Below are 15,913 nucleotides of genomic sequence, written 5' to 3' on the forward strand. Positions count from 1 at the left end.
TTGTCCGTGATTGGGCCGCCCCGCGAAATGGGGTGCCGCCGCAGGAAGCACAGGCACGCCTCAATGAGGCGCGCGCGGCGGGGGCTCGGCTGTGCTTGCGCTCCACTCGGCCACCGGTCGGAGAAGGGCAGGCATTGGCCCGCCGCGACAGGGCGGCCCGGAGTGTGCTGGCTTTGCATCGCACCCGGGTCATGACGGTCGAAACCGCCGATCAATATCTTGACTCAAATACTCATGTTTCGTATCCACATCAATACCTGAGTTGTTAACTCATATTTCACCCACCGAAAAGCGAGCAAGCCGATGCCAGCGAGCAGACGAGGAATGTCTGGAGACCGGAAATGCATATGGCCGCTGGCAAACTTGCGGTTTGGAAGAACGGTGTCGCGCTCGGCGCGCTTTTTATCGCGCTAGCGCCGCAGGCGCGGGCGCAGGACGCGGCAACGGTCAACGCGCCCGGCGCCTCGACCCTGTTGCAACGGCTGGTGATCGGCGCCGGCGTGGAAAAGGTGGCGATCGACACGCCCCAGGCGGTCACGGTCCTCGACCAGGAGGCGATCGACGAAGAACAGCCGATGGTGATCGGCGACATCCTGCGCCAGGTGCCGGGCATTACCGTCATCGGCAGCGAGCGGACCACCGGCCAGTCCTTCAACATTCGCGGCATCGGCGGCCTTGAGGCTTCCGACGAATCGAAGATCGTCGTCACCGTCGACGGCGCGGTGAAATTCTACGAGCAATACCGGCTCGGCTCGTTCTTCAGCGATCCGGAGCTCTACAAGCGGGTGGAGGTGCTGCGCGGCCCGGCCTCCTCCACGCTCTATGGTTCCGGCGCGCTCGGCGGCGTGATCAACTTCACCACCAAGGACGCGGCCGATTTCCTCAAGGAGGGGCAGACCACCGCCGTCCAGCTCAAGTCCATGTATGATTCCAACAAGGACGGGGTGCTGGCCTCGATCTCCGCCGCCCATGCCTTTTCCAACGGCACGGAGGTGCTATTGAACGGCAACTTCCGCCGCTCCAGCGAATACGAGAACGGCAATGGTGTGCCGGTGCCCGGCTCCGACTTCTCTTCTTTTTCCGGGTTGGCCAAGCTGACCCACCGTTTCGGCGAGAACGACGAACAGGCGGTGCGGCTGTCCTACCAGCGCTGGCAGAGCGATGCGGATGACACCGAGTATTCGCAGACCGGCACCCAGGCCTTCGGCACCATCGACCGCAAGATCACCGACCAGACGGTGGTGCTGAGCTACGAGAACCCGGCCAGCAGCAACCCGCTGCTCGATTTCAAGCTGAACCTGTCCCTGTCCGATACCAAGGTGCGGCAGGAAAACTCCTCGTTCAGCTTCGTTCCCTCGCCGCTGTTCGCCGATTCCGACTACGGCTACCGCACCTGGGCGGCGAAGGCGGAAAACACCTTCGAGCACAGCGGCGACGGCTTTGAGAACTTCCTCACCGTCGGCGGCCAGCTCAGCCACCAGCAGCGCTTCGCCGAGGCGAGCACAGGTCCGATCGGCTTCCACCCGGAAGGAACGGACACCAAATACGGCGTGTTCTTCCAGAATGAGTTCATCTGGAACGAGAAGCTCACCGTCATTCCCGGCGCCCGGCTCGACTTCGTCAACCTGCGTCCGGACGCATTGGTGCCCGGCGCCAAGACCACCAACGACATCGCCTTTTCGCCGAAACTGGCGGTGATGTACCAGATCAACGAGACCTTCTCGCTGTTCGGCTCCGTTGCCCATACCCAGCGGGTGCCGACCCTCGACGAAATGTTCTCCAGTGCCGGCCCGAACGCGGACTATCCCGGCGGGCGCCTGCCCAGCCTCAACCTGAAGAAGGAAACTTCCAACTCCGTCGAGCTGGGCTTTGCCATCTCCACCCAGGATCTGATCACCGACGGGGACAGCCTGCAGCTCAAGACCACCGGCTTCTACAACGACCTGCACGACCTGATCACCACCAACCCGAACAAAGGCGCGGGCGTGCCGGTGGTCTATTACGTCAATGTGGACGAGGCGGAGATCTACGGCGTGGAGGTCGAGGCCGCCTATGAGATGGACTACGCCTTCGCCAGCCTCGCCTACAGCCTGACGCGCGGCGAAGACAAGGCGACCGGCGAGACCCTGACGACGATCCCGGCCGACACGCTGGCGGTCACCCTCGGCGGCCGTCTGCCCGAGCATGACCTGTCGTTCGGCTGGCGCGGCCTGTTCGCCGCCTCGATTTCCACCGGCGCCACCACCGGCCCGTTCGGCGGCTATGCCGTGCATGACCTGTTCATGAACTGGACGCCGGATGAGGGGCGCTTTGCCGGCCTGCAGGTGCGGGCCGCCGTGGAGAACCTGTTCGACAAGCAGTACCGGGCGAACCTGTCCGGCGACGATGGCCGGGGCCGCACCTTCAAGCTGACCCTGGCGAAAACCTTCGGATGGTAGGCCCGCGCATGAAACTCGCCGTCTCGATCCTGGCTGCCGCCGCCCTGTCGGCGGCGGCGCTCCTCCCCGCGTTCGCCTCGGCGACGGAGGCAGCCCCGCCCGCCGACGCGGACAAGGGGCTGGCCCTTGAGCTCAACCGGGTCGCGCGCGGTTCAGCCGGGTGCCTCTTCACCTTCGTCATCCGCAACGACACGGGCGGCGTCATCGACGCCGCCCGCTACGAAGTGGTCCTGTTCAACAAGGCGGGGCTGGTGGAGCAGCTCACCACCCTCGATTTCGGCGCGCTGGCACCGGCGAAAACCGTCGTCCGCCAATTCGACCTTCCCGGGGTGTCCTGCCCGAACCTTAGCCGGCTGCTGGTCAATGGTCCGGCCGGCTGCTCCGGTGGCGGCGACGGCACTGCCGCCGCGCTGTGCACCGCGCCGCTGCACCTTTCCAGCCGGACCGACATTTCCGTTCTCAACTAGGAGTTTTCGCCCATGTCCGCCCCTGATCTGTTGCAGCCCGTCCTTGCCCTGATCGAACTGGGCGGGCCGGTGGTGGCGCTGCTTGCCGGCCTGTCGATCATCGCCCTTGCCCTCCTCATGCTGAAGCTCGGCCAGTTCCTGCAAGCCCGGGTCGGCCGCCCGACCCGGGCGCGCGCCGCCGTGCTGCACTGGAGCCACGGCCGGCGCGGCGATGCCTGGCGGGCCCTGAGCGGGGCGACGAGCGCGGCGGAGGAAGCGGTGGCCATGGCCATGCGCTTTGCCGAGCGCCCCGAGGGCGAGAAAGCAACGGTCGAGGAAGACATCGCCCGGGTCGCCGGCGAGCGCTTCCACCAGCTTGGCCGGGGGCTGAAGGCGCTCGATTCCATTGCCCAGATCGCGCCGCTGCTCGGTCTGTTCGGCACGGTGCTGGGCATGATCGAGGCCTTCCAGCAGCTCCAATTGGCGGGCAATGCGGTCGATCCATCGGCGCTGGCCGGCGGCATCTGGGTGGCGCTGTTGACCACCGCCGCAGGGCTTGCGGTCGCCATGCCGGTGTCGCTCGCCGTCACCTATCTGGAAGAACGCCTGGAAAGCGAGCGGGTGGCGGTGGAAACCCTGCCCATGGCCATCCTCTTGCACGGGATCGGTGCCCCCGCGCTGCCGCTGACCGATGAGGTTGCGGCACTTGCCCCCCGGGTGGCCCATGCGCGTTGACCGACCCATGGCGCGGCGGCGGCCCTTGTCCCTGACGTCCCTGATCGACGTCATCTTCCTGTTGCTGCTGTTCTTCATGCTGTCCTCGACCTTCTCCCGGTTCGGGAAGGTCGACCTGGCCGCTGGAGGACAGGGCGGCGCAGGCCCTGCCCCGGATATCTTCCTGACCGTCGATGGGCAGGGTCTGCGCCTCAACGGCCTGGCCATGGACCTTGAGGGTGCGGCCGAGGCGGTCACCGATCTCGTCGGCAAGGGCGCGAAGACCGCGCTGCTCCTGCCCGGCGGCGATGCCTCCACCCAGGATCTCGTGGCCGCGCTCGACCGGCTGGGCGCCATCGCTCCCTTGCAGATCACCGTGGCGAGGTGAGGCGATGATCCAGATGGCGCGCGTCCGTCCGAAACGACCGCAGGAAAACACCCTGTCGCTGATCAACATCGTCTTCCTGATGCTGATCTTCTTCCTGATTGCCGGCCAGTTGTCGCCGCCGGTCGACCCAAGCGTGTCGCTGGCGCAGACAACCGGCGCGCCGCCGCTGCCGCCGCCCGATGCGCTGTTCGCAGATGCTGAAGGGGTGTTGCGCTATCGCGGACAGGTCCTCAGCGCCGAAGCGTTCATGGCCGATCATGCGCAAGGAAGGGAAACAGCGGGAGCCGAAGGAGCGGCGGACGACGCGCCCGCACGCCCCGCCATCCGCCTTGCCGCCGACCGGGCCTTGCCGGCGGTGCGCCTGCTGACGCTGGTGGATGCGCTTTACGCCGCCGGCGCCGGCAGCGTGTCGGTGGTGACCGTACGGGCTACCCCATGACCGAACACCGCGCCTTTCGCCCGCCCTACCGGCTGCTGGCGGTGGCCGCCTCGCTGGCGGTCCATCTCGGCGCCGCTGCCTTCGCCCTGAACGGACGGGCGCCGGAGGAGCAGCTTGCCGGTGCCGGCGCACGCGCCTCGGTGCAGATCGGTCAGGCCTTTGCCAGCAGCATCGCCGCCGGTGCACAGGCCGGGGGCGGGGCGGTTCCTCCCAGGCAGAGCCCGACACAAACGGCGGCAACGACGGAGCCGACACAGGCGGTCACGCCAGCGCCCCCACAGACCACCGCGCAGGCGGTCTCACCGGCGATCCAACCCGTGGTCAAACCCAGTGCGGCGCAAGCGGCGCAAACCGCAATGGCTCGCCCCACAGAGGCAAAACCGGTGGCGGCAACGCCTGCCAGGGCAGCCGAAAGCCAGGCAACGACACAGACCCCGGCGGTGCCGCGTCCCATCGCCCGCCCGCCGGAAATCACCCGGATCGCCGCAGCAACGCCCACGACGAAAAAGCCGGAGCGGAAACAGGCTCAGAAACAGGTGGAGCCGAAGCGGCGCGACACGGCGGCCAGGACAGCACGCGCGAAAAGCGCGCCCGGCGCTGGCGGCAAGGGGCGGCAGACCGTGCAAAAGGGCGGCTCACGCGGCGGGGCAAAGACCCGCGAGGCGGGCAACGCCGCCAGCTCCAACTATCCCGGCCTGGTCCGGCGCAAGCTCGGCCGCTCCTTGCGCTATCCGCGCTCGGCCCGGCGCAAGGGGCTCACCGGCGAGGTCACGGTCGGCTTTACCGTGCAAAGCTCCGGGGTGGCGACCGGCGTGCGCGTCGTCCGCAGTTCCGGCTCCCCCATCCTCGACCGGGCAGCGCTGGAGACCGTCGGCCGCGCCGCGCCCTTCCCGCGCATTCCGGCCAATGCCGGCAAGACCCGCTGGCGCTTCACCATCCCACTGACCTTCCGCTGATCCCGGCGGGCGGCGGGCGGCTGCGGCGGAACTGGTTCCTTGCAAATATTGGAACCGGCTCTTTTTGCGAGACCAGATTTCCCCTAACACCGGCCACGGGCCGGGCGCGACCGGCACGATGCAACAGCAAGAGGGGCCGCATGTCATGACCGTTCATCTCGATCACCTGCTGGTCGGGGCGTTGGCGGACCTGGGACCGAAGGCCGTCCCCAGCGGCATCGCCAAGCTGCCGGTGGATCGCCCCTTGCACCTTGGCCGCGAAGGTCTTGACGGCGATGCGCAAGGCGACCGCAAGCATCACGGCGGTCCGGACAAGGCGGTGCATCACTATCCGTTCGAGCATTACGACGCCTGGCGGCGGGAGCTGGGGGCAACGCCGCTGCTGGCCGCCCCGGGCGCCTTTGGCGAGAACCTCTCCACCTCGGGCATGACCGAAGCAACCGTTGCCCTTGGCGACCGGTTTCGCCTCGGCACGGCCCTGATCGAGGTGTCGCAGGGGCGCCAGCCCTGCTGGAAGCTGAATTTCCGGCATGACGTGCCGGACATGGCCTTGCGCGTGCAGAAGAGCGGACGGACCGGCTGGTACTACCGGGTGCTGGAAGAAGGCACCGTGGAAGCGGGCGCATCGTTTACGCTGGTGGACCGGCGTTCGCCGGACTGGACCTTGCACCGGCTGTGGCACACGCTCTACGTCGATACGCTCAACTTCGACGAACTGGCGGCGATGGCCGCGCTTGAGCACCTGCCCGATGGCTGGCGCCGCTATGCGCGCCGGCGCCTCGAAAACCGGCGGGTGGAAAGCTGGGACAGCCGCCTGCAAGGAACGCCCGAGACAACCGCCTGAGGCATCTTCGCCGTCGATCTTCCCCCAACCTAGAAGACCCTGATCATGAGTGCGCCCAGAACGCCCGCCCCGCTCGTCCTGTCGATCCAGAGCCAGGTGGTGCATGGCCATGTCGGCAACAGCGCGGCCGTGTTTCCCATGCAGGCCGCCGGCCTGACGGTGGCCGCGGTGCCGACCACCCTCTTGTCGAACAACCCGCATTACCCGACCATGCGCGGACAGGTGCTCGATGCGGAGCTGGTGGAGGACCTCCTGCTCGGCCTCACCGAACGCGGGCTGATCGAAAAGGCGCGGTTTCTCGTTACCGGCTATCTCGGTTCGGCGGAAATCGGCGCGGCAGTCGCCCGCTTCGTCCGGCTGGCAAAGGCGCGCAACCCGGATCTCGTCTATATCTGCGACCCGGTGATGGGCGACATCGACCTCGGCGTCTATGTGAAACCGGGCATTCCGGAACTGATGCGCGACGAGCTGGTGCCGCTGGCCGACCTGCTCACCCCGAACCAGTTCGAACTGGGGCTCCTGACCGGCCATCCGGCCGGCACGGCCGGGGAGCTCTCCGGCGCTTTTCAAGCCCTGTGCGACGCACGGCCGACGGGCGCCACCGCACCGACGGGCGTGATCGCCACCGGCTGCGTGCTGGCCGATACGCCGCAGAACCATCTGGACACGGTGCTGGTGCAGGCGAGCGGCCTGCATCGCTGTCCGGTGCCGCGCCTGCCGGTGCGCCCGGCGGGGACCGGCGATCTGTTCACCGCCCTGATGATCGGCCGGTTGGCGGCGGGCACCCCACTGCCAGCCGCCGTGGCCCATGCGGTGGGCAAGATGCAGAAGGTGCTGGCCCGCACCGCCGAGGCCGGCGCGGAGGAAATGGTGCTGAACGGGTTTGCCGCCGCCGGTTGAGCGGCTGGAGGCCCGCCGCGAGCGCTATTCGGGGACCGGTTGCGGCGCCAGCCCGAGATGCGCGCGCACGAAACGGACGCGTTCCTCGACGCTGACCCGTGGCAACTCGACCAGCCGATAGCCGAGCCGGCGGTAGACCCGCGCCATCGCCTCATAGGTCCGGCAGGCCTCGGCGAAGTCCTGACGGCGTTCCGCGTCCCGGTGAAAGATCTCCCGCCAGGGCGGGGCGATGAAGACCTGCGGGTGATAGCGAAACCGGCGCGCCGCCGCCTCCATATGCACGGGCACGGCGAGGCCCGAGAGCTCCAGAAATCCAAGCACATCCGGAACAGCGCGGTCGAACAGCACCGGCCCGGGGAGATCCTGCGCCATGTGATGCGAGCGCATGTCCCATGCGAGCATCTGTTCGGCGAAGGCGGCCGGATCGCACCAGGGCAGCGCCGAACCGCCAATCGCCACCTGATCCTGAATGATCGCCCGGCCGGCCTCGACCGTCCGGGACAGGCCGGCCCCCGCCAGGGCATCGAGCAGGGTGCTCTTGCCGGAGCCCGGCCCGCCGGTAACCACATGAAACCGCATCGTGGATTGCGCCATGACATGACCTTTCTCGTCCAAAGGTTAAGAAACGGGGGAGCGCGCGGACGGGAAACCGTCCGTTCCATGCGGAGACGGACGCAGGACACGCGCCCCGAGGGAGCGTTTGAAAAAAGCGGGAGATGGGGAAAGGGGCTGTTGGACGGCCCCGAGGGCTCGCCGGTGTGGCGCGCTTCGGCTAAGGGACCCTGGAGGTTCCGATCATCGACCGGACTTCAACCGCCGGCCACATCTCTACGAGATCAACCACCTGAAGGCAAGGTTTCAACGTCGCGACGTTCTCAGTGCGAACATTTCTTCTTTCCGCCTTGTTCCAACCTGACGCAACGACCTATCCAGATAGGAACTGGAGGCATTTTGTTCCGGCACCGGACATGACCCGCCGGTGCGGCGACGGAGCGGATGCATGCGGTTGCGGGATACATCCACATAAATCTCGACAATTGGGGAGGAAACCCATGACTGAACTGACCAAACGGCAATTCCTCGGACTTGCCGCCGGCGCCGCTGCCTTGTGCGCCCCCTCGATCCTGCGCGCGGCCGGCCCGACCAAGCTGCGCTTCACCAATTTCGCCGGACCGACGTCCTTCCTGACCAATGGCATTTTCCGCCCCGCCTTCGACGCGATCGAAGCGGCCTCCGACGGCACGCTGAAGATCGACATCTATTCCGGCGGGTCGCTGGCCAGCGCCGCCGACACCTATGACGCGGTGCGGCGCGGCATCGCCGACATGGGCTGGGGCGTGACCAGCTACACCCCGGGCCGGTTCAAGACCGCGACGCTCGTGGAACTGCCGTTCGAGGCGCTGACCTCCAAATCCGCCTCGCAAGGGCTGTGGAAGCTCTACCAGGAAGACCTTCTCGACGGGTTCAAGGGCGTGGAAGTGTTCTCGGTGATGTCTTCCGGCATCCAGCACTGTCACAGCACCAAGGAGATCGACAGCCTCGACGGCCTGGCCGGCGAGCGGGTGCGCGCCGCCGGATCGACAGCAGCGATGATGTGGGAAGCCTTTGGCGCGATCCCGGTTTCCCTGCCGGTGTCGACCATCGCCGAGAGCCTGTCGAAGAACACCCTGCACGGCTCGATGAACGACTGGAACGCGCTGGAGACCTGGGGCATCCTCGATTTCGTCAAATGGCATATCGATGTGCCGCTGGGGTCCTCCCCCTGCTTCCTGACGATCAACAAGAAGGTGTTCGACAGCCTGCCGGAGGTCGCCCAGACCGCCCTTCGCGAGCATGGCGGCCAGCGCTTCAACGACTTCTGGGGCGAACAGCTCGACGGCGAAAACCGTAGGCTGCGCGCGGTCGTCGCCGAAATGACCGACCATCACATCCTCGTCCCCACCGCCGAACAGCTTGGCGAGTGGAAAAAGCGGATTGCCCCGGTCACCGAAAAATGGGTTGCCGAGAACCCCAATGGCGAACGCGCCCTTGAGCTTTACACCGCCACCCTCAACGAGGCGCGGGGATGAGCAACAATCGCGGCGAAGTGATTGACCGCGCCGCCAGCGTTCCCGGTCCGGCCTTTTCGCCGGACCGGGAGGTTCTGCGGATCGCCTTTCTCGCGCTGCATGTTGCCATGATCGCCCTCGGCTGCCTCGCCTTCGCGACGGTGGTCGATGTGATCGGCCGCAACACGCCGGCCGGCTTCACCGTGCGCGGCATCTACGAGGTCAGCGGCCTGGTCATGGCAGTGATCATCGCCGCCGCCGCAGCGCCCGCCTTCCTGCTCCGGCGCAATGTGGGCATGGAGCTGCTGGTGCCGCTGCTCGGCGAGCGCTCCCTGCTGACCGCCGTCGCCTCGATCGCCGAAACGGCGTTTCTTCTGCTTCTGGCCTGGCGGCTCCATGCCAAGGCCGCCGATGCGCTGGAGTTCCAGGACACCACCAGCCTGCTCGGCCTGTCCATCGCCCCGTTCTGGTTTGCCGCCAGCTACTGCCTATTCTTTGCCGGCACCGCCACCTTGTGGAAGACCGGTGGCCATCTTCTGGCACTGCGCAAGACGGATCCCCGCCGGCTGCTGCGGCCCGCTCTCATCCTCACGCTGATCGGCGCCGCTGTCGCCGGCATCCTCGCCTCGCTGGTGGCCGCCGATGCCACCCCCGGCTGGCAGGCCGGTGCCGCCTTTCTCGCGCTCTATCTTCTGATCGTCGCCGGCATCCCCATCGGCATCAGCCTCGGCCTCACCGGCTTCGGTTTCCTCTATCTGGTGATCGGCGAGCCGCAGGCGCTCGCCATCGTCGAAAACGAAACCGCGCGCGCCCTGTCGAGCGACAGCCTCGCCGCCATTCCGCTGTTCCTGCTGATGGGCAGTCTTGCGGTGCAGGCCGGCCTTGCCGGCGACATCTTCAAGGCCGCCAGCCGCTTCACCGCCGGCTTCCGGGGCGGGCTGTCGATCGCCAGCGTCATCGGCTGCGGTGCCTTTGGCGCCATTTCCGGATCCTCGATCGCCACCACCGCCACCTTCGGCAAGGTCGCCTTCTCGGAGATGAAACAGCGCGGCTACGATTCCGGTCTGGCCACCGGCACGCTGGCGGCGGGCGGCACGCTCGGCGCGCTGATCCCGCCCTCGGTCGTCTTGATCATCTATTGCGTGCTGGTCGAGGTCTCGATCCAGGAAGCCTTCATCGCCAGCCTCATTCCCGGCCTGCTGGCCATGGGCCTCTATCTGGTGGCCGTGGTGGTTCAGGTCCGGCTCCGGCCGGATCTGGCGCCGCAGGCCGAGGGCTTTGACGCGCGCGAAGCCATGCGCAGCATGGCCGTCGCCTGGCGGCCGATCCTGCTGTTCCTGATGGTGCTCGGCGGGCTTTACGGCGGGGTGTTCACCACCCAGGAAGCGGCTGCGGTCGGTGCCGTTCTCGCCTTCGCCTTCGCCGTCACCAGCAAGGGGTTCTCGCTGCGGGCGCTGCTCGACGGGTTTGCAGAGACCGCCGTCAACACGGTGGTGATCTACGTGATCGTCATCGGCGCCAATATCTTCGCCGCCTATCTGACCCTGACCGACATCACCACCAGCGTGCTCAGCGTCGTCGATCTGGAAACCACGCCGCACTGGCTGATCCTGCTGGTGATCATGGCGATGTATCTCGTGCTCGGCAGCGTGTTCGACACGGTCGCCGCGGTTCTGGTCACCGCCCCGTTCGTCATCCCGCTGATCAGCGGCATGGGCTATGACCTGATCTGGTGGGGCGTGATCACCCTGTCGCTGGTGGAGATCGGCATGATCACGCCGCCGATCGGCGTCAATGTCTTCGTCATGAAATCGGTGATCGGCACCGCCGCGCCGATCAAGACGATCTTCAAGGGCATCGTGCCGTTCCTCGCCGCCGATCTCATCCGGCTGGCGGTGCTGACGCTCTTCCCGATCCTGACCCTCTGGCTGCCGAAGGTTCTGTGACCGATGACCCCACACACTTCAATGGACGCGCCGTCTGACGGCGGTGTCCCCACGCCGGAAAACCGCACCGCCATCGTTGTCGGCGGTGGGCGCGGCATCGGTGCCGCCACGGCCCGAAAGCTGGCGGCACAAGGGCTCAAGGTCCTTGTCGCCGACCGGGACGCGGCGGCGGCGCGCGATATCTGTGCCGAGCTCGATGGAGAGCACGGCCATCATGCCCTCGACATCCGCGATCCGGAGGCGGTGGAAGCGCTGTTCGACCACGCCGAGGCACAGTTCGGCCCGGTGTCGGTGCTGGTCAACACCGCCGCGATCTCGCCGATGCCCGCCGATGGCTCCCGGCTGGCGATCGCCGACACGGACACCGCCCTTCTGCGCGACGTGCTCGACATCAACACCCTGGGCACGATCCTGCTCGGGCGTGAATACGCCCGGCGGGCCGCAAAGGCGGGCGCCGGCATCGGCGCCCATGGCCGGGTGGTGTTCCTGTCCTCGGCCGCGGCGCAGCTTGGCGGGCACAAATCCTCGGTGATCTACATCGCCAGCAAGGCGGCGGTGATCGGCTTCGCCAAGGGGCTGGCGCGGGAACTCGCGCCGCACGGGATCACCGTCAACTGCGTGGCGCCGGGCCTGATCGACACGCCGATGCTGCGCGCGGGCCTGCGCGCCGAACAGGACGCGGAAGCAAGCGCCGCCGTGCCGCTGGCACGGATCGGCCAGCCGGAGGAGGTCGCCGCCGCCGTCGCCTATCTGGTGTCGCCGGACGCGGCCTATGTCACCGGCGCCACCCTCGACATCAACGGCGGCTATCACATGGGCTGACCCGCCCGCCCACACCGCCCAGCTATTCAGGAAAGCGAGACATCTTGCGCATCTGGCATCAGTCCAGCGTCGATCTGGAAAACTACCCCCACTACCACGCATCCATGCTGCGCCATTACGAGAAGATCCTGCATCCGGACACGCAGATGACCTTCGTCGGCGTTCCCGTCGACACCTGGGGCGGCCTGTCGCCGAGCGATTTCATCGGCTCGCCCTATCTCTACCAGCAGACCCTCAGCAATCTGCTCTACACCAACTGCCTGACGGCGGAGCGCGAAGGCTACGACGCCTTCGTCATCGGCAGCTACACCGCGCCGTTCCTGCGCGAGTGCCGCTCGCTGGTGAACATCCCGGTGATCTCCATGCCGGAAAGCACCATCCTCGTCGGCTGCTCGATGGCGCAGAAGATCGGCCTCGTCACCCTCAACGACGAGAACCGCTGGTTCCTGCAGACCATGGTCTCCTCCAACAAGTTCGAAGGCCGGATCGCCGGCATCGAGGTGGTGGAACCGGCGCTGAACGAAAAGGAGCTGGAGGACGCCTTCGCCGACCCGACCGACTACATCGCCCGCTTCACCGAGGTGTCGCGCCGGGTGATCGCCATGGGCGCAGATGTGATCGTGCCGGCGGAAGGGATCGTCGCGGAGATCGTCTACAAGGCCGGACTGACGGAAATCGACGGGGTCTGCGTGATGGACGGCATCGGCATTCCGCTTGCCTATGCGCAGATGCTGGGCAGCCTGCACCGCAGCACCGGCCTGCATGCCGGGCGCAAGTGGCACTACGTCTCGCCGGGCGCCGAAGCGCTTTCCCGCTTCCCGCCCCTGCAGCGCGGCTGACCTTCCGCCGGTCACGTGGCGGAGGGGCGCTCCAGATTGACCCGCAGCTCCGCTTCGATCCGCGCCACACAACGGAGCAGGTCATCGAGATAGCGCTCGGCGGCCTCCGCCGGCGTCATGGCGCTGCGAAAGAAGATGATATTGACCGCGCCGACCACGCTTTCGGGGCCCATCACCGGCGCGGCAATGGCCCCGACCTTGGGGTCCGCCTGCCCGGCGGAGCCGGCATAGCCGGCTCCCCGGGTCTCCGCGATCAACCGGTCGAGATAAGGCCGATTGGCAATGTCGGCGGCATCCTCGCCACCAAGGTTCTGGACGATGGCCAGAGCCGTTTCCAGCTCGTCCCGCGTCATCGCCGACAGGATCGCCCGCCCCAGCGCGGAGCGCACCAGATGGCGTTTCTTGCCGACCACGCTGCGGTGGATCGACATGGGACTGATGCGGTGGGTGGAATACTGGATCTCCAGCGCCCCGGAGGTGAGGCTCGCGAAGTCGCACGGCCATAGCACCTTGCGCGTCAACGCCCGCAGATGCGGCGCCACGGTCTGGCCGACGATGTCATTGTCCTTCAGCCCATCGGCCAGTTGGGCAATCTTCTCGGTCAATGAGATCGCCCCGTCCTCGCTGCGGCGGGCGACATAGCCCAGCTCCACCAGCGTGTTGACGATCCGGTAGAGCGACGAGCGGTCGATCCCGGCATACTCGCTGAGCGCGCCGATCTTCACCCAGCCCAGCTCCCCCAGTGCTTCCAGCACCTTCAGGCCCCGGCCGATCGAACTGACATTCCGGTAGGTCGCCCGGGGTTCCTGCATTCCGCTCCGCTCCTTCGCGTTCGCAATGCGAACATTCTAGGGATCCGTGTTGTTCCCGGTCAAGGGATACGCCAATCGGGACAGGAGCGGCCATGCCCGCCGGCGCCCGACAGACGGCAGATGCCGCAGCGGCGCGCGGAGCTGGCCCGGCAGAACAACACAGGGAGCATCGCATCATGATCGTCGGCACAATGTGCATGTCGCACAGTCCATTGATGGACCGGAACCGGGCGGACCCGGGCGCCGAACAGCGCTTCGGCGAAGCGCTTTCCCGCGCCGAACGCCTGGTGGAGCAGGCACAGCCCGACCTGACCATCGTCTTCTACCCCGATCACATCAACGGTTTCTTCTACAAGCTGCTGCCGTCCTTCTGCGTCGGGGCGGCGGGCACCTCGATCGGTGATTTCGGCACGGTTCAGGGGGCGCTCGACATCCCCGAGGCAGCCGCCTTCTCGCTGACCCGCAGCCTGCTCGACCAGGGGATCGACACCGCCGTCTCCCTCGACATGGAGGTCGACCACGGCGCCATGCAGCCGCTGGAACTGCTTTCTGCCCGCCATTCCCTGTCGCGGATCATTCCCGTCTTCATCAACTGCGCCGCCGCGCCGCGCCCCACCTTCGAGCGGGTGCGCGCCCTTGGTCGTGCCGTCGGCGACTGGGCGCAGGCCCTGCCGGAGCGGGTGCTGATGATCGGCTCCGGCGGGCTGTCGCACGATCCGCCGATCCCCAACCTGACGACCGCGCCGCAGCCGGTGCGCGAGCAGTTGATCGCCGGCCGTCCGCTCAATCACAGCCAGCGGCTGGCGCGGCAGAACCGGGCGATCAACGAGGGCTACGCACTGGCCGCCGGCACCTCGGAGATCCTTCCGCTCAATCCGGAGTGGGACGAAAAGCTGATGACCGCCTTCACCGCCGGCGATCTGACCGTGCTCGACGACATGTCGGACGAGACCCTTTCGGCAACCGGCGGCCGGGGCGGCCACGAAGTCCGGGCCTGGGTCGCCGCGCTCGCCGCCCTTGGCCCCGACTATCGGGCCGAGCAGCTGTTCTACGAACCGATCGACGAGTGGATCACCGGCATGGGCATCCTGCATGCCAGCCGCGCCGCCTGACGCGGCATCTCCCAGGGCAAATGGCAGGGCGCCCTGGCAAGGCGCGCCCACCGTATGAGCCCACCGAGCGTTCCCATTTCGTGAAAACGGGCCGAAGGCCTGCACTCAGCAAGGGCAACACCCATGAGCAAACAGCATTTCTCCGTCTGGTCGGATCTGACCGGCGTCTCCTTCTCCCAGGGCTTTCTCGATGCCGGCGGCATCCGCACCCGCTACCTCTCCTCCGGGTCGCCGGACAAGCCGCTGCTGATCCTCATTCACGGCACCGGTGGCCACGCGGAAGCCTACAGCCGGAACCTGGCGGCCCATGGCGAGCATTTCTGGACCGTGGCCATCGACCTGATCGGCCATGGCTGGTCGGACAAGCCGGCCGGCAGCTATGAAATCGCCGATTATGCCAACCACGTTCTGGCGGTGATCAAGGCGCTTGGCCGGGAGCGGGCGCATATCTCCGGCGAGTCCCTCGGCGGCTGGGTCGCCGCCCATCTGGCGATCCATCACCCGGAGGCGGTCGACCGGATCGTTCTCAACACCTCCGGCGGCTGGACCGCCCATCCGGAGGTGATGGCGCGGATCAAGCGGCTGTCGATGGAAGCGGTCAACGACCCGAACCCGGAGCGGATCCGTGGCCGGCTCGAATTCCTGATGCATGACACCTCCAAGGTGAACGACGACCTGGTGGAGACCCGCCGGGCGATCTACGCCCAGGACGGGTTCGCCGAAACCATGGAACGGGTCCTCTGCCTGCAGGAGATGGACATCCGCCGCCGCAACATGTTCTCCGACGAAGACACCCGGCGCATCGCCGCGCCGACGCTGGTGCTGTGGACCTCGCACGATCCGACGGCAACGCCGGAGGAAGGCCAGAAGATCGCCGACCTGATCCCGGGTGCGCAATATGTGGTGATGAACGCCTGCGGTCACTGGCCGCAGTTCGAGGATGCGGCGCTGTTCAACCAGTTGCACCTCGACTTCCTGCTGGACCGCAAGAGCGCCTGAGCGCTTCGGCTTCCTGTCTCCCCAAGCCCCCGCGCCGCGCCCTTTCAGGCCCCTGCGCGGGGGCACTGGCTTCATTGGGATGAAAATGGCAATGACCCTTGATGACATCGCCCGTGCGCTGCGGGAGGCGGACGCCGCCGGCGCGCCGATCCTGCCGGTGCGCGAGAAGATCGCCACGGCGGAAGACGCCTATGCGGTTCAGGAAATCAA

16 protein-coding genes are annotated in these 15,913 nt (G+C 67.0%); 14 read left to right on the plus strand and 2 right to left on the minus strand.

Annotation, left to right across the window (positions count from 1 at the left end; genetic code table 11):
* The first annotated feature begins 347 nt into the window (after positions 1 to 347).
* From LC062_RS19505 to pdxY, 8 genes are all read left to right on the plus strand, one after another.
* The gene (locus tag LC062_RS19505; RefSeq protein ID WP_224912679.1) at positions 348 to 2,438 is read left to right on the plus strand and encodes a TonB-dependent hemoglobin/transferrin/lactoferrin family receptor; all 2,091 of its coding nucleotides are present in this window, start codon (positions 348 to 350) and stop codon (positions 2,436 to 2,438) included.
* Positions 2,439 to 2,446: 8 nt separating this feature from the next.
* Positions 2,447 to 2,905: a hypothetical protein gene (locus LC062_RS19510; RefSeq protein WP_224912680.1), complete on the plus strand. Its 459-nt coding sequence runs from the start codon at positions 2,447 to 2,449 to the stop codon at positions 2,903 to 2,905.
* A gap of 12 nt (positions 2,906 to 2,917) precedes the next feature.
* Positions 2,918 to 3,619 (plus strand): MotA/TolQ/ExbB proton channel family protein, encoded by a 702-nt coding sequence (locus tag LC062_RS19515; protein ID WP_224912681.1) that lies wholly within the window; start codon positions 2,918 to 2,920, stop codon positions 3,617 to 3,619.
* Between the two features lie 25 nt (positions 3,620 to 3,644).
* Entirely contained in the window at positions 3,645 to 3,986 is a 342-nt protein-coding gene (locus LC062_RS19520) for a biopolymer transporter ExbD (protein WP_224912682.1), read from the plus strand.
* A gap of 13 nt (positions 3,987 to 3,999) precedes the next feature.
* On the plus strand, positions 4,000 to 4,425 hold the full coding sequence (locus LC062_RS19525; protein ID WP_224912683.1) for an ExbD/TolR family protein: 426 nt from the start codon (positions 4,000 to 4,002) through the stop codon (positions 4,423 to 4,425).
* Positions 4,422 to 5,381: an energy transducer TonB gene (locus tag LC062_RS19530; RefSeq protein ID WP_224912684.1), complete on the plus strand. Its 960-nt coding sequence runs from the start codon at positions 4,422 to 4,424 to the stop codon at positions 5,379 to 5,381. The genes LC062_RS19525 and LC062_RS19530 overlap by 4 nt, the downstream gene beginning before the upstream one ends.
* Positions 5,382 to 5,526: 145 nt before the next feature.
* Positions 5,527 to 6,225, plus strand: coding sequence for an MOSC domain-containing protein (locus LC062_RS19535; RefSeq protein ID WP_224912685.1), 699 nt, complete (start codon positions 5,527 to 5,529; stop codon positions 6,223 to 6,225).
* 45 nt (positions 6,226 to 6,270) lie between these two features.
* A complete protein-coding gene (gene pdxY, locus LC062_RS19540) occupies positions 6,271 to 7,125 on the plus strand; it encodes a pyridoxal kinase (protein WP_224912686.1) in 855 nt (284 codons plus the stop codon).
* Positions 7,126 to 7,149: 24 nt separating this feature from the next.
* On the opposite strand, the gene LC062_RS19545 is transcribed toward pdxY, so the two are convergent.
* A complete protein-coding gene (locus LC062_RS19545) occupies positions 7,150 to 7,719 on the minus strand; it encodes an AAA family ATPase (protein ID WP_224912687.1) in 570 nt (189 codons plus the stop codon).
* A gap of 458 nt (positions 7,720 to 8,177) precedes the next feature.
* On the opposite strand from LC062_RS19545, the gene LC062_RS19550 reads away from it, so the two are divergent.
* Genes LC062_RS19550 through LC062_RS19565 form a run of 4 tightly spaced genes read left to right on the plus strand, consistent with a single transcriptional unit; the run spans position 8,178 to position 12,780 of the window.
* Positions 8,178 to 9,194, plus strand: a complete 1,017-nt coding sequence (locus LC062_RS19550; RefSeq protein WP_224912688.1) for a TRAP transporter substrate-binding protein — start codon at positions 8,178 to 8,180, stop codon at positions 9,192 to 9,194.
* The gene (locus LC062_RS19555) at positions 9,191 to 11,119 is read left to right on the plus strand and encodes a TRAP transporter large permease (protein ID WP_224912689.1); all 1,929 of its coding nucleotides are present in this window, start codon (positions 9,191 to 9,193) and stop codon (positions 11,117 to 11,119) included. The genes LC062_RS19550 and LC062_RS19555 overlap by 4 nt, the downstream gene beginning before the upstream one ends.
* A gap of 21 nt (positions 11,120 to 11,140) precedes the next feature.
* Positions 11,141 to 11,941, plus strand: a complete 801-nt coding sequence (locus LC062_RS19560; RefSeq protein WP_224912690.1) for an SDR family NAD(P)-dependent oxidoreductase — start codon at positions 11,141 to 11,143, stop codon at positions 11,939 to 11,941.
* Positions 11,942 to 11,985: 44 nt separating this feature from the next.
* Entirely contained in the window at positions 11,986 to 12,780 is a 795-nt protein-coding gene (locus LC062_RS19565; RefSeq protein WP_224912691.1) for an aspartate/glutamate racemase family protein, read from the plus strand.
* A gap of 11 nt (positions 12,781 to 12,791) precedes the next feature.
* On the opposite strand, the gene LC062_RS19570 is transcribed toward LC062_RS19565, so the two are convergent.
* The gene (locus LC062_RS19570) at positions 12,792 to 13,592 is read right to left on the minus strand and encodes an IclR family transcriptional regulator domain-containing protein (RefSeq protein WP_224912692.1); all 801 of its coding nucleotides are present in this window, start codon (positions 13,590 to 13,592) and stop codon (positions 12,792 to 12,794) included.
* Positions 13,593 to 13,768: 176 nt separating this feature from the next.
* On the opposite strand from LC062_RS19570, the gene LC062_RS19575 reads away from it, so the two are divergent.
* Together LC062_RS19575 and LC062_RS19580 are read left to right on the plus strand one after the other, a co-directional pair.
* Positions 13,769 to 14,704, plus strand: coding sequence for a 3-carboxyethylcatechol 2,3-dioxygenase (locus LC062_RS19575; RefSeq protein WP_224912693.1), 936 nt, complete (start codon positions 13,769 to 13,771; stop codon positions 14,702 to 14,704).
* A 123-nt stretch (positions 14,705 to 14,827) separates the two neighbouring features.
* Complete coding sequence (locus LC062_RS19580) at positions 14,828 to 15,703, plus strand: alpha/beta fold hydrolase (protein ID WP_224912694.1); 876 nt, start codon at positions 14,828 to 14,830, stop codon at positions 15,701 to 15,703.
* Positions 15,704 to 15,913: the final 210 nt, after the last annotated feature.

The sequence above is a fragment of the Stappia indica genome, from assembly GCF_020177335.1.
GTDB lineage: Bacteria > Pseudomonadota > Alphaproteobacteria > Rhizobiales > Stappiaceae > Stappia > Stappia indica_B.